This window comes from Burkholderia sp. MSHR3999, from assembly GCF_000833595.1.
GTDB classification, from domain to species: domain Bacteria; phylum Pseudomonadota; class Gammaproteobacteria; order Burkholderiales; family Burkholderiaceae; genus Burkholderia; species Burkholderia ubonensis.
The window spans coordinates 723514-737298 of record NZ_JRFO01000001.1 but is presented as its reverse complement, the minus strand read 5'-3'; the positions used below and the strand labels follow the sequence as shown (position 1 = coordinate 737298).

Genomic DNA, 13785 nt, shown 5'->3' with positions numbered 1-13785 from the left:
TCCGCGTCGGCCCAACGCGACAAAGCCGGCGCCGCTCGATGCGGCGCCGGCTTTTTTGCGTCCCCCGGCCGGACGGGCCGGGTTCGGGTCCGCTTCAGGCCGGCACGGCCGGCGCCTGCGCCTCCACCCGCGAACGCGCGATCCGCGCGGCCTCGACCATCGCGGTCAGCGCCGCGTCGACTTCGCGCCAGTCACGCGTCTTCAGCCCGCAGTCCGGATTGACCCACAGCCGCTCGGCCGGAATCCGCACCAGCGCGCGCTCGATCAGCGCGACCATCTCGTCGCGGCCGGGCACGCGCGGCGAATGGATGTCGTAGACGCCCGGGCCGATCTCGTTCGGATACGCGAACGATTCGAAATCGTCGAGCAGCTCCATGTTCGAGCGGGTCGTCTCGATCGAGATCACGTCGGCGTCGAGCGCGGCGATCGACGGCAGGATGTCGCCGAACTCCGAATAGCACATGTGCGTGTGGATCTGCGTGTCGTCGGCGACGCCCGACGCCGCCACCCGGAACGCGCGCACCGCCCAGTCGAGATACGCGGCGCGGTCGCGCTCGCGCAGCGGCAGGCCTTCGCGCAGCGCCGGCTCGTCGATCTGGATCATGCCGATGCCGGCGCGCTCGAGGTCGACCGTCTCCTGGCGCAGCGCGAGCGCGATCTGCAGCGCGGTGGTCGCACGCGGCTGGTCGTCGCGCACGAACGACCACTGCAGCATCGTCACGGGCCCCGTCAGCATCCCCTTCACGGGCTTGTCGGTCAGGCCTTGCGCGTACTGCGCCCAGCCGACCGTCATCGCCTCCGGCAGGAACACGTCGCCGTAGATCAGCGGCGGCTTCACGCAGCGCGACCCGTAGCTCTGCACCCAGCCGTTCGCGGTGATCGCGAAGCCCCACAGCAGCTCGCCGAAATATTCGACCATGTCGTTGCGCTCGGCTTCGCCGTGCACGTACACGTCGAGCCCGTACTGCGCCTGCTTGCCGATCGCGATGCGGATCTGCTCGCGCATCGCCTCGAGGTAGCCGAGATGGTCGAGCGCGCCCGCCTTGAAGTCCGCGCGTGCCTTGCGGATCTCCACTGTCTGCGGGAACGAGCCGATCGTCGTGGTCGGCAGCAGCGGCAGCTGGAAGCGCGCGCGCTGGCGGCGCGCCCGCTCGTCGTAGCGCGCGGCGCGCCGCGCATCGGCATCCGTCAGCGCGGCGACGCGGCGCTGCACGAGCGGGTTGTGGATGCGGGTCGACGTGCGGCGCGCCTGCGCCGCCGCGCGCGACGCGTCGAGCTCGCCGGCGACGACCTCGCGCCCCTTCACGAACGCATCGCGCAGCACCGCGACTTCACGCGCCTTCTGCACCGCGAACGCAAGCCACTGCTTCAGCTCGGCGTCCAGCTTCGGCTCGTTGCCGAGATCGACCGGCGCGTGCAGCAACGAGCAGCTCGTCGCGATCCACAGCCGCTCGCCCAGTTGCGCGCGCGCCGCCGCGAGCCGCGCGAGCGACCGGTCGAGATCGTTGCGCCACACGTTGCGCCCGTCGACGATCCCGCACGACAGCACCTTGTCGGCCGGATAGCCGGCCAGGATCGCGTCGAGCTGCGCGGCGCCGCGCACCAGATCGACGTGCAGCCCCGCGACCGGCAACGATTTCAGCAGCGTCGCGTGCGCGTCGACCGATTCGAAGTAGGTCGCAAGCAGCACGCGCGGCGCATGCGCAACCAGTTCGGCGTACGCGGCGGGCGCGGCGTCGCGCCACGCGCCGGGCAGGTCGAGCGCGAAGATCGGCTCGTCGATCTGCACCCATTCGACGCCGTCGGCCTTCAGGCGCGCGAGCAGCGCCTGGTACGCGGGCAGCAGGCGCGGCAGCAGCGACAGCCGGTCGGCCAGCCCGTCGCGCGCCTTGCCGAGCCACAGCAGCGTCAGCGGGCCGACGAGCGCGACCTTCACCGGATGGCCGAGCGCCTGCGCTTCGCGCACTTCGTCGAACAGCCATTCGACGCCCGCGCCGAACGTCGTCGACGGCGAGTATTCCGGCACGAGGTAGTGATAGTTCGTGTCGAACCATTTGGTCATTTCCATCGCCGGCTGCGCGACGTTGCCGCGCGCGGCCGCGAAATAGTCGGCCAGCGACAGCTTGCGCGCATCGAAGCCGAACCGCGCCGGCAGCCCGCCGACGTGCGCGAGCGTCGTCAGCACGTGGTCGTACCACGCAAAATCGCCGACCGTCACCCAGTCGAGCCCGGCGTCTCGCTGCGCGGCCCAGTGCGCGGCGCGCAGCGAGACGCCGGTGTCGACCAGCGCGCGCTCGGCGTCGGCGCCCTGCCCGTCGCGCCAATAGCGCTCGAGCGCGAATTTCAGTTCACGCTGCGCGCCGATGCGCGGGAAACCCAATACGTGTGCAGTGCTCATCTCGATCCTCCAATAGTCCAGCGAGTATCGGATTTGCCTTATCATTACTCAAACGAAAGTTTTTTCGATTGAATATGAATAAATTTCAATATCGCATCGCGAAGCGGGCTCGTCGATGATCCGCTCACCGCTCGAATTCCGTCATCTGCAGACGCTGGTCGCGTTGCGCGACACCGGCAACCTGTCGCGCGCCGCGCAGTTCCTGTGCCTCACGCAGTCGGCGCTGTCGCATCAGCTCAAGGCGCTGGAGGCGCACTTCGGCTTGCCGCTGTTCGTGCGCAAATCGGCGCCGCTGACGTTTACGCCGGCCGGCAAGCGACTGCTCGCGCTCGCCGAGCAGGTCGTGCCCGCGATCGAGGAGACCGAGCGCGATATCGCGCGCCTCGCGCAGGGCACGGGCGGCACGCTGCGGATCGCCGTCGAGTGCCATACCTGCTTCGACTGGCTGATGCCGGCAATGGACGCGTTCCGCCAGCGCTGGCCGGAAGTCGAGCTCGACATCGTGTCGGGCTTCCATGCGGACCCGGTCGGCCTGCTGCACCAGGACCGCGCGGATCTCGCGATCGTCGCCGAGGCGGACCCGGCCGAGGCAGTCGACTATCATCCGCTGTTCCGCTTCCAGATCGTCGGCCTCGTCGGCAACGCGCATCCGCTCGCAGCGAAGCCCGCGCTTTGCGCCGACGATTTCCGCGCCGAGACGCTGATCACCTACCCCGTCCCGGACGAGATGCTCGACATCATGCGGCAGGTCCTCGTGCCGGCCGGCATCGCGCCGAAGCGGCGCACGTCGGAGCTGACGGTTGCGATCCTGCAGCTCGTCGCGAGCCGGCGCGGGGTCGCGGCGCTGCCGCTGTGGGCGGTCGCCACCTATCTCGACAAGCATTACGTGAGCGCGCGCCCGGTGCTGCGCGGCGACGGCACGACGTTGTCCGGCGAACTGTACGCGGCCACGCTGCCCGCGTTTTCGTCGCGGCCGTACGCGGCCGATTTCGTGTCGACGATGCGCGCGACGTGCGCCGCGGCGCTGCCGGAAATCGAACTGCTCTGACCGCCCGGCCGTGTAACCGGACGAAAAAAGCCCGTGGGGCCCGGGACGCGGCGGGTAAAATTGACGCAATTCAAGGATTCATTTGGCCTCTCGGAGTCTGTCATGTCCATTGCCCGCCGCACCACGCTGTCCAAGTTCCTGATCGAACAGCAGCGTGAGACCAACAACCTCCCCGCCGACCTCCGCCTCCTGATCGAAGTCGTCGCCCGCGCATGCAAGGCGATCAGCTACAACGTGCAGAAGGGCGCGCTCGGCGAAGCGCTCGGCACCGCCGGCAGCGAGAACGTCCAGGGCGAGGTGCAGAAGAAGCTCGACATCCTGTCCAACGAAATCCTGCTCGACGCCAACGAATGGGGCGGCAACCTCGCCGCGATGGCGTCCGAGGAAATGGAAACGTTCTTCCCGATCCCGTCGAACTACCCGCGCGGCGAATACCTGCTGGTGTTCGATCCGCTCGACGGCTCGTCGAACATCGACGTGAACGTATCGATCGGCACGATCTTCTCGGTGCTGCGTTGCCCGGACGGCCAGCAGGCGACCGAGCAGTCGTTCCTGCAGCCCGGCACGCAGCAGGTCGCGGCCGGCTACGCGGTGTACGGCCCGCAGACGGTGTTCGTGCTGACCACCGGCAACGGCGTGAACTGCTTCACGCTCGATCGCGAAGTCGGTTCGTGGGTGCTCACGCAGAGCAACATGCAGATCCCCGCGGAGACGCGCGAATACGCGATCAACGCATCGAACGCGCGCCACTGGTATGACCCGGTGAAGCGCTACATCGACGAACTGAACGCCGGCAAGGACGGCCCGCGCGGCGACAACTTCAACATGCGCTGGATCGCCTCGATGGTCGCCGACGTGCACCGGATCCTGAACCGCGGCGGCATCTTCATGTACCCGGCCGACAAGCGCACGCCGGACCGCCCGGGCAAGCTGCGCCTGATGTACGAGGCGAACCCGATGTCGTTCATCGTCGAACAGGCCGGCGGCGCCGCGACGACGGGCACGCAGCGCATCATGGAAGTGCAGCCCACCGGCCTGCACCAGCGCGTGCCGGTGTTCCTCGGCTCGAAGAACGAAGTCGAGCGCGTGACCAGGTATCACACCGAAGGCAATTAATTTGCACTGCAGCACTGGACGTGCGGGCAAGACGCACGTACAATCGCGCCTCGCGATGCGGCTCTACGGGGCCACATCGCGGTGAAATGAAATCGGAAGACCTGTCGAAACAGGGGTTGTGCGAAGCAGCCGAAAAAAGCTGAAAAATTTTTCGCAAAACCTATTGCCAAGATCGAAGATTCCACCATATAATTTCATTTCTCTGCTGCCGGTGTAGCTCAGTTGGTAGAGCAGCGCATTCGTAATGCGAAGGTCGTAGGTTCGACTCCTATCTCCGGCACCAAGTAATTCAAGGGCTTAGCCGCAAGGCTAGGCCCTTTTTACTTTCCAGGCATCGACACAAGTCGCCTCCCCCTCTCCAATCAGCGAACGGCACCTTGAACAACATACAAGGCGTTCTTTGCCTCGAATGTCATGCCTAAATGGGCGGCCCCGGTCGATGGCTCGGCGACGAGCAACGCCGCACTGATCTGGGGTCTGCGCGCTTCCGAATGGACGTTGGACCTCTACGGCCTGAGAAACACCGGCATACACGGGACGTACGGCCTGATCTGGATGACGAACGCCGCATTCGGGAGCATCGTCCGCTGCGATGCCACAAAAGCAACGAACGCAGCCCGCTAACGATCCCCGCTCAGTCGCTCCGATATCGTCCGCGCACCGCCGATCGCTTCGCATTCCTTTCCAATCGAGAAGCGCCCGTACGCACGTCGCCTCCTTTCTTACAGACTCATTTCACCCGACCTGCACTGCTTTGCGCTGACAAATTCCTTGGAAAATCCGGATCGGGGTGCATAACATTACTTAACGATTCCGACCCGTCTATCGCGCTACATTGCGTGGGCGGCGCTGCGAGATCGACGTGCCACCCATACCGGGTTGCCGGCTCCCGCATGACGTCCGGTCATATCGACTCGTTACCAGGAGAGGATCACCATGACTCATGGCTTGATAATGTGGCTCATCATCGGCGCGATCGCCGGCTGGCTTGCCGGCGTGCTCGTCAAGGGCGGCGGCTTCGGGCTCATCGTCGACATCATCGTCGGGATCGTCGGCGCGGTCATCGGCGGATGGCTCGCGGGGTTGCTCGGCATCCATATCGGCAGCGGCTTTATCGGCTCCGTGATCATCGCGGTGGTCGGCGCGGTGATCCTGCTGTTCGTGATCCGGCTGTTCAGGCGAGCAGCCTGACGACCCGCTCGACGTCACTCTACGCGCGCCTGCGGGCGCGCGTGCGCTTCACCGGCGCGCGGCGCGAATGCCGCGCGCCCTTCTCTCAACGACGCCCCGCCCCGCGCAGCCAGCCGTCGAGCACGGCAGGCGTCAACAGTCCGCTGCGCGCGTCGCGCGCGCCATCGCGGCCGATCCACACGGTGCGCGGCAGTTCTCCGCGCCATCCCGCATCGAGCGTCGCGCGCAGGCGTTCCGGCATCGCGTCGGCGTTCGCGTACTGTGCGACCTGCGACGGCACGTTCATCTGCGCGAGTGCCTGCTCGATCGCCGCGCCGTTCTCGTCGTACGCATCCATTGCGATCATCGCGACGCGCACCTCCGGGTGACGGCGCTGCCACGCGACGAGATGCGCGGCGTTCTCGCGACAGTAGCCGCAGTCGAGCGACCAGATCTCGATCGCGAGCGGGTGCTCGCGCGCGGTCTCGAACAGCCGTGCGACGTCGGCGGCGCGCAGCGGCTGCAGCACGCCCGCGTGCGCCGACATGCACCAGACCGCGAGGGTCGCCAGCACGAACAGCCGCTTCATTGCCCACCCTCCACCGCGATCAGGCGATAACCGTCATTGCGCGTGCGCCACGACAGATAGACACGCCCCGCGTCGTCGAGCAGTTGCGGGTTGTCGCTCGCGCCCGACGTCGACGCGATCACGCGCGGGTCGGACCAGTGCGCGCCGCGATCGTCCGAGCGGCGCAGCTTGATCTGCATCGTGTCCCCGTCGAACGCCTTCCACGCGAGCCACACGACGTCGCCACGCGCGACGAGCGCCGCATGCGACGCCTGCTCGCCGGGCACGGCCGGATGCGCGCCGAACGCCCAGGCGGCACCGAGCGGCTGCCCGTCGGCGCCGATTCGCGAATAGAACACATCCGCGCGGCCGTCGACGACGCCGAACCACGCGAGATGGCGCATGCCGTCGGCCGTGATCGCGAGCGCCGGACCGTGATCCGGACACGCCTCGACGTGCCAGTTCGAGAACGTCGCGCGCCGCGGCGCGACCGCTACGTCGGCCGACGCGGGCAGCACCGCGAGCGCGTGATCGCGGATCTGGCCGGGGAACACGTTGCGCCACGCGGCCTCGACGCGCCCAGCCGGATCGATCGCCATCGCGATCCGGCAGCATTCACACGTGTGGTCGGCGACCTTGCGCTCGGGCTCGAACGACGCGCCGCCGTCGCGTGACACTGCGTAATAGACGGCCGCGCCGTCGTATGCCTGCCCGGCCGCCTTCGCCGCGCCCAGGTCGCGCTTGTCGATCCACGCCAGATAGATCCGGCCCGCCGGGTCGACCGCCATCATGTCGAAGCGGTGCGTGATCATCTGCCGGTCGCGGTGCACGGTGATCGGCACGCTCCACGTCGCGCCGCCGTCGAGCGAGCGCGAGAAGCGCACCATCCCCGTGTACGGCGCGTCGAGCGGCATCGACCACGATACGTAGATCGCGCGCCCATCCGGGCTCGGCGCGAGCTTCGGGCGATTCTCGGCGCTCGTATAGATCGGCTCGGGCATCGCGTTGACGGTGACGGGCGCCGACAGCGTGCGGCCCGCGTCGTCGGAATGCGCGACGACCACGTGCTCGCCCTCCACCCACGCGACCCACAACCGATGCCGCGCATCGAACGCGGCGCCCGTCGCGAGCGGCTGCTTCTGCGGCACACTCGCTGCCTGCGCGCCCATGTGTGCGGCATGCGGATCGGCGGGCTTCGCGGCCTCATGCGCGCCGGCGACCGACAGCGCCGCGAGCCAGAGCGCGCAGCCTGCCGCGAACGATTTCACAGCGACCATTTCAGCTCTCCAAAGAAAGTCCGGCCCGGATACGGGTGGAACACGTAGTAGCGGCGGTCCGTCAAGTTGTCGATGCCGACCGACGCGACCCAGTGCCGGTCGAAGCGGTAGCGCGCCTTCAGGTCGACGACCGTGAACGAACTGGTGCCGCCGTAGACGCCCGGATTCACGTCGCTGTTGTCGAGCGTGTTGAACTGACGCCCGGAATAGCGGACGCCGACGCTCGCGAGCCAGTGCTCGTCGAAGCGGTACGACGCGAGCAGATTCGCGCGCATGCGCGGAATGCGCGGAAACCGCGAGCCGACATATGCAGGATTCGCCGCGTCGGACAGGATCTGCGCATTGCTCGCCGACACGTTCGCATCGACGTCGAGCCCTTTTAGCCCGACGTTCTGGCCGCTGAACGCCAGTTCGACGCCGCGCACGCGGACGCGATCGACGTTCGAGGTGTTCGTGACCGTCGACGCGCCCGACACCGTCGTCTGGCTGTAGATCGAATCGCGCAGGTCGCTCTGGAACACGCTCGCGCGCACGACGCCGACGCCGACGTCGCGCTCGGCCGTGAAGTCCCAGTCGATCGCCTTTTCCGGCCGCAGGTTCGGGTTGTTGTTGACGATCGCGTTGTTCGAGATCGAGCCCTGGAACATCTCGCCGACGGTCGGAAAACGCGTGCCGGTCGCGAACGACAGGCGCAAGCGCCAGACGTCGGTCGCATCCCACTGCAGCGCGACCTTCGGCGACAGCGCATCCGCGCTGCGATCCGCATAGCCGAACGTGCCGCTCGCGTTGCCGAGCGCGCCGCCGTAAGCGTCCCAGCGCTCGTAGCGCAGGCCGAGCGTCGCGAGCCATCCCGGCGCGAAGCGCCACGCATCCTGCGCGAACAGCGCCTGCGTGCGCGTGTCGCCGCGATAGACGCTCGCGAGCGACGTGGTCGGCCCGGCCTGCCAGTCGGCCATGTTGAATGTGACGTTGCGCAGGAAATAGTTGTCGTAGTGATAGCCGAACGTGAAGGTATGTCCCTTCACCTCCGGCGCTTCCGCCTTCAGGTCGAGCGTGCGCCAGCCGGTGCCGTCGCCCTGGAACTGCGTGCCCGGGCCGCCCTGCGCGGTCGACGCCGCGCGCAGCACGTCGCGCGACACGTCGTACGCAGACACGATGCCGGAGAGCCGCCAGCCGGACTCGAGCCGCGCGTTCAACCCGAGCGCGTACAGCCAGTTCTCCTGGTCGCCGCGCTGCGGCGCGAACGCGCCCGGCGCAACGGTCATGTTTTGCCCGCGGATCGACACGTTGCCGCCGTACACGGGATTGCCCGCCGCGTCGCGCAGGAAGGTCTCGCCGTGCTGCCGGTAGTGGTTCTCCCAGTGGCCGAGCGTGAGCGTCGCGTCGACGTGATCGGTGAACGCGTAGCCCATCCGCACCGTCTCGTTGATCTGCTCGGTGCGCTCGATCGACTGCGCGCCGACGATGGTGCGCGGCCTGCCGTTCGGCCCGACGTCGGTCGCGGCGCCGGTGACCGGCACCGCGCGGCCGAGCTTCGGGTTGTAGCTCGCGTTCGGGCTCGCATACTGCATCGGCTGCCCGTTGTTTTCGAGGCGGTCGAGCGACAGCGCGAACCAGAACCGGCCGACGCGGTTCGCGATCCGCGCGGTCTGGTGGTTGCCGCCCAAGCTGTCGGCGAACCCGTAGCCGTCGCGGTAGCGCTGCGTGAAGAACTGCGTCGACAGCGACGCCTCGAGCCGCTCCGGCCGACGGGTCGTGAGCAGCACGGTCGAACCGATCGCGTTGCCCGGATACTGCGCGGAAAAGGGGCCATAGAGCACGTCGACCCGCGCGATGTCGTCGGGCGGGATCAGCGACCAGCGCGGCGGGTACGCATAGCTCGAACCGAGCAGGTTCGACAGCAACAAGCCGTCGGCATAGACGAGCCCGCGCGCGCTCTGCAGCTCGTTGAAGTCACGCCCCGCGAACACCGCGTTGCGGTCGCCGATGTAGCGCTTGCGCACCATCAGGTTCGGCGCGTACTTCAGCGCGTCCTCGGTGTTGACGTTGGTGTGCGCGTCGATCCGGTCGCGCGAGATCGATTCGACGACAGCCGGCGTGTCGGGGCCGACGGGCTGCCGCTGCGCGGTCACGCTGACGGCGGTGAGCGTGTCGCCGGCCGCGGCCTCGGCCGGCGCGGGCGGGGTTGCGGCCGGCGCCGGCACGGCGGCGCGGCTTGTCTGCGGGGTCGGCGCCTGGATCGGGTCGGCGCGCCCGCCGTCCGGCTGCGCCGCAAAGGCGGCGGGCCATGCGAAAGCGGCCGCGCAGGCAAGCGCGACCCGGCCGCGCGACGGCCGCGCGGCAACGATGTATGACATGGAAGGTTTCCTGAAAACGTGATCGAACGCCTCCGGACGCCGGCGGCGCGGCGCGCACGAAACGGCGCGGCGCGCGGCCGGCGCCGCGTGCGGAGCGCGCCGTCAGGCGCGCGCGGAATCAGATCGGGACGATTTCAGGCGGTGCGCGCGGCTGGGCGAGACGGATGCCCCTGCGCGTGACGACGGGAAAAGACGCGGCCGGCGTGCGGACCGTGAACGCCCGCACGAACCCCAGCAACGCGGGCAGGCTTGCGCCGAGCGCGACGTTGGCGGCGAAGCCCGGGCAGTACACGCAATGCGGCACGCCCGCATGATCGAACGACGATGCGCTGCGATCGTCGCCCGACTGCGTGAGCACGACCTGGCGGGCGCCTGCCGCGCTACACAGTTCGAGCGTGAGGCCCCCTGACCCGCTCGACGCCATGCGCGCGTAGCCGACGACGGGCGACAGTACGTTCAGTACCAGCGCCAGCCAGACGAGGCCGATCCATCGCGTCGTTCGTTTCATCGCGGTCCAGGAAAAAGTGCGCGCAAGTATAGCAAGCAGCCCGGCCATCGCCGATTCCGCAGACCGTATGGCGGGTATCGGCGCGCGCGGGTAAACACATGTGCCGCGAATACAACAGAGACAAAATCTAACGATTCGTTGCTGGCATAAATCTGAGCACGAGGCTGATAATCATTGAACCCGTTGGAGAAACGATCATGGACGAAAAGCCGATCCGCATGCCGCCGCCGGAGCAAGTGATGAGCCCGGACCCGGAACCCGTTGGCGTGGAGTTCCTCGCCGAGCTGCCCGAGCACGTGCGGGCGTTCTTCGACGAGCAGCACAAGCTGTACTCGCCGAAGTGAACGAGCGTTCCGCTCTGTAACCGCCGCGTGCCGCAAGCCGATATCGTGGGGTTCATCGCTGCGTTCCCGCAGCCGTACGCATCGCACCCGGGTTGCAACAACCTGACGGTGCCGGATCAGTTCGTCCGCTGATTCTTCTGTCGCGTCGCCACGCCGCGCGACTGTCTTCGTCTATTCTTCTGTTTTTCCACTTCCGGCTCGCCCGGTTTCCGCTCGTTCCAATGAAGCACGCAATTCGCGCCGGCCTCGCCGCGGCAGCACTCGGCCTCGCCCTCTTCTCCTCGCCACGCATCGCCGCCGCCGACGGCGACGATACGGCGCTGACCAATCTCGTCGCACTTGCCTCTCAGCGCCTCGCGCTCGCCGAACCGGTCGCGCGCTGGAAATGGGCGAACGGCAAGCCGATCGAGGATCGCCCGCGTGAAGCGGCGCTGCTCACGTCCGTCGAGAAGCGCGCGACGCAGGCCGGCATCGATCCGGCATTCGCCCGGCGGTTCTTCGAGGATCAGATCACGGCCAGCAAGGACGTGCAGAACGCGCTGTTCGCGACGTGGCGGGCGACCCGGCCGCCCGAAGGCACGCCGCCCGATCTCGCGACCAGCACACGCCCGAAGCTCGACCGGCTCACGCAGGCGATGCTGACCGGGCTAGCGCAGGTCGAGCCGCTGCGTGCCGCACCCGACTGCCAGATGCGGCTCGCGCGCAGCATCGCCAACTGGAAGGCACTGACGCGCTACGACGCGAACCAGGCACAAGCGCTCAACACCGCGCTGTCTCATGTGTGCGCGGCGGGCGGCGCAAGCGCGATCGGCTGACCCGTCAGGCCGGGGCCGGTGATCCGCGCGCCGCGCCCTAACCCGCAGGCGCGAATGCGGCCAGCGGAATCAGTTGCAGGCCGCGCGCGAGGTGCGTCTGCAGCAGACGATAGGTAAAGGGCTCGAACGTCCCGGCCGCTTCGTCGACGGCCAGCCGCGCGGCTGCGTCGAGCGTCTCCACCGCGCCGAGGTAGCGCCAGCCTTCGATCACGTGGAACAGCCGGCGCTCGCCGTGCGCCTCGAACGCGACCGCACCGTCGAACGGCCACGGCGCCGCCGCACCCGCGCGCGCCGCGTCTGCCGGACGACGATTGAATGTCGGACGCAACCGCGCGACCCACTGCGCTTCGGCGAGCATCGCGCCGAGTTCGTTACCGGTCTCCCGCCACTCGACGCGCCGCACCTGCTGGGCGAGCCGCAGTTCCTTCGACGAGCGCCGCTCGCCGGTCAGCAGTGCGCGCAGCCGCTGCCGCACCCGCACGCTGCGCCCGACATAGAGCGGTTCGTCCGCTTCGCCGAACAACGCATAGGCGCCGCATCCCGCCGGCGCGGTGTCGAGCCACGCCTCGGTCAGTCCGCCCGCCAGACGGAAATGGCGGGTCGTGCGGGTGATCTGGTCGCGTAACCGCTCGAGCGGCACGGTCTCATGCAGGTGACGCCAGAACTGCCACAGCAGGTCGGCATCCGCGAGCGCCCGGTGCCGCGCGGACGGCACGAGTCCGTGCCGCTGTATCAGCGCGTCGAGCCCGTGCCGCGATTCGCGCGGAAACAGCGCGCGCGACAAGCGCACGGTGCACAGCACGTCGGGATTGAATGCCAACCCGATACGCTCGAACTCGGCGCGAAGGAATCCGCGGTCGAAGCTGGCGTTGTGCGCGACGAACAGCTTGCCGTCGAGCCGCTCGAACAGCGCGGGCGCGAGCGAGGCGAACGACGGCGCATCGCGCACCATCGCATCCGAAATACCGGTCAGTTGCTGAATGAACAGAGGAATCGGCTGCCCGGGATTGACGAGCGAGGTCCACGTCGACACGCCGAGCGGGCCGATTTCGACCACGCCGATTTCGGTGATGCGGTGCTCGGCGGACGAGCCGCCGGTGGTTTCGAGGTCGACGAAGACGAGCGGTTGCTCGCAGGCGGGATCGGTCGAACGGGAATCGGACATGAATGAACAGGAAAGCGACGCTTCCGTGAGTATGCACCGGCAGGCCCGTCCGCGGCCAGCCTGAGCCCATGCACGCCGATTTCGCGCCTGAAAGCAAAAAGCCCCCGACGAAGCGGGGGCTCGGACGTGATCGGCAATGCGTGGCGCGTCAGATCGCCTGGATATTCGCAGCCTGCTTGCCTTTCGGCCCGACTTTCACGTCGAAGGAAACACGCTGATTTTCCTTCAGCGTTTTGAAGCCATCCATCTTGATTTCGGAAAAGTGCGCAAACAGATCCTCACCGCCATTGTCTGACGTGATAAAACCGAAACCTTTAGCATCGTTAAACCATTTCACGATACCGGTATCCATACCTTCGTTCCCCACTCGATTTGATCAAAATAGCTATTTTTATAGCCGTTTCCCGAAATCCGAAGCGTCGCATCTGATTTCAGCTACATACGCCGCCCGGAGGACGGAGTGCTGACTTTATAAATTGGAAAATCCTGGTGCGTCAAGTGGATTTTTATTGGACACATTATAAAAGACGCCATTTGCCAATGGAATCGGTACCTGATCCGCTTCTGCAAATGGATTTCGCACCAAACGCTGTCATTGTTACCGGGTACGATTCACCGATAATCCGCGCAGAGAAAAACCTACCGGGGTCGAATCGTATCGGTAAAATGCTCGGTATTTCTACGGGTTGCAAATCACGAACGACGTTGCGATGCTGAAGCCACACCGACGCAACGGAGAAAGCCATGTGGCTGGACGGAATCAAGCGCTTCGCGAGCCGGCTCGGCCACGTCCGCCGAAAGTCCCGCGCCCTTGCCGACCCTGCACGTGAACAGCCTTGCGAGGCCGAATTCGATACGACCTGGCATGGCGACCACTGGCAGAACCTGCTGGCGTCGCCGCTCGATGCGCGTCATTACGTGATGGAAGACTGGACGTACACGCCGCCGCCCACCGAAGCCAAGGACGCGCCGCCGCCGCGCAGGCGCAGGCGCCGCTGGTACGAACAATAGCGAAGTCG

13 protein-coding genes and 1 tRNA gene are annotated in these 13785 nt (G+C 67.2%); 7 read left to right on the top strand and 7 right to left on the bottom strand.

From position 1 onward, the window contains the following. Positions 1-94: 94 nt before the first annotated feature. The gene (gene metE, locus KY49_RS03600) at positions 95-2398 is read right to left on the bottom strand and encodes a 5-methyltetrahydropteroyltriglutamate--homocysteine S-methyltransferase (RefSeq protein ID WP_042583395.1); all 2304 of its coding nucleotides are present in this window, start codon (positions 2396-2398) and stop codon (positions 95-97) included. Positions 2399-2513: 115 nt separating this feature from the next. On the opposite strand from metE, the gene KY49_RS03595 reads away from it, so the two are divergent. From KY49_RS03595 to KY49_RS03575, 4 genes are all read left to right on the top strand, one after another. Further along, complete coding sequence (locus KY49_RS03595; protein ID WP_042583394.1) at positions 2514-3446, top strand: LysR family transcriptional regulator; 933 nt, start codon at positions 2514-2516, stop codon at positions 3444-3446. A gap of 102 nt (positions 3447-3548) precedes the next feature. Continuing rightward, on the top strand, positions 3549-4562 hold the full coding sequence (locus tag KY49_RS03590) for a class 1 fructose-bisphosphatase (protein ID WP_042583393.1): 1014 nt from the start codon (positions 3549-3551) through the stop codon (positions 4560-4562). A gap of 207 nt (positions 4563-4769) precedes the next feature. Further along, positions 4770-4845 (top strand) — tRNA-Thr (locus KY49_RS03585). 653 nt (positions 4846-5498) lie between these two features. Continuing rightward, a complete protein-coding gene (locus KY49_RS03575) occupies positions 5499-5753 on the top strand; it encodes a GlsB/YeaQ/YmgE family stress response membrane protein (protein WP_042583391.1) in 255 nt (84 codons plus the stop codon). An 85-nt stretch (positions 5754-5838) separates the two neighbouring features. Here KY49_RS03575 and KY49_RS03570 read toward each other — a convergent pair whose 3' ends face one another. The 4 genes from KY49_RS03570 to KY49_RS03555 form a co-directional block, all read right to left on the bottom strand. After that, entirely contained in the window at positions 5839-6321 is a 483-nt protein-coding gene (locus KY49_RS03570) for a TlpA family protein disulfide reductase (RefSeq protein WP_042583390.1), read from the bottom strand. After that, complete coding sequence (locus KY49_RS03565) at positions 6318-7577, bottom strand: sialidase family protein (RefSeq protein ID WP_042583389.1); 1260 nt, start codon at positions 7575-7577, stop codon at positions 6318-6320. The genes KY49_RS03570 and KY49_RS03565 overlap by 4 nt, the downstream gene beginning before the upstream one ends. After that, complete coding sequence (locus tag KY49_RS03560; RefSeq protein ID WP_042583388.1) at positions 7565-9934, bottom strand: TonB-dependent receptor; 2370 nt, start codon at positions 9932-9934, stop codon at positions 7565-7567. The genes KY49_RS03565 and KY49_RS03560 overlap by 13 nt, the downstream gene beginning before the upstream one ends. 118 nt (positions 9935-10052) lie before the next feature. Then, entirely contained in the window at positions 10053-10442 is a 390-nt protein-coding gene (locus KY49_RS03555; RefSeq protein WP_042583387.1) for a DUF2946 domain-containing protein, read from the bottom strand. Positions 10443-10639: 197 nt separating this feature from the next. On the opposite strand from KY49_RS03555, the gene KY49_RS38015 reads away from it, so the two are divergent. After that, positions 10640-10786: a hypothetical protein gene (locus KY49_RS38015; RefSeq protein WP_010091699.1), complete on the top strand. Its 147-nt coding sequence runs from the start codon at positions 10640-10642 to the stop codon at positions 10784-10786. A 221-nt stretch (positions 10787-11007) separates the two neighbouring features. Beyond that, positions 11008-11601 (top strand): chorismate mutase, encoded by a 594-nt coding sequence (locus KY49_RS03550; RefSeq protein WP_042583386.1) that lies wholly within the window; start codon positions 11008-11010, stop codon positions 11599-11601. Between the two features lie 37 nt (positions 11602-11638). On the opposite strand, the gene KY49_RS03545 is transcribed toward KY49_RS03550, so the two are convergent. Beyond that, the gene (locus KY49_RS03545; protein WP_042583385.1) at positions 11639-12766 is read right to left on the bottom strand and encodes an exonuclease domain-containing protein; all 1128 of its coding nucleotides are present in this window, start codon (positions 12764-12766) and stop codon (positions 11639-11641) included. Positions 12767-12914: 148 nt separating this feature from the next. Further along, positions 12915-13118 carry a cold-shock protein gene (locus KY49_RS03540; protein ID WP_010091695.1) on the bottom strand — a complete coding sequence of 68 codons (204 nt, stop codon included), beginning with the start codon at positions 13116-13118 and terminating at the stop codon, positions 12915-12917. 392 nt (positions 13119-13510) lie between these two features. On the opposite strand from KY49_RS03540, the gene KY49_RS03535 reads away from it, so the two are divergent. Beyond that, positions 13511-13777 (top strand): hypothetical protein, encoded by a 267-nt coding sequence (locus tag KY49_RS03535; protein WP_042583384.1) that lies wholly within the window; start codon positions 13511-13513, stop codon positions 13775-13777. Positions 13778-13785 lie beyond the last annotated feature (8 nt).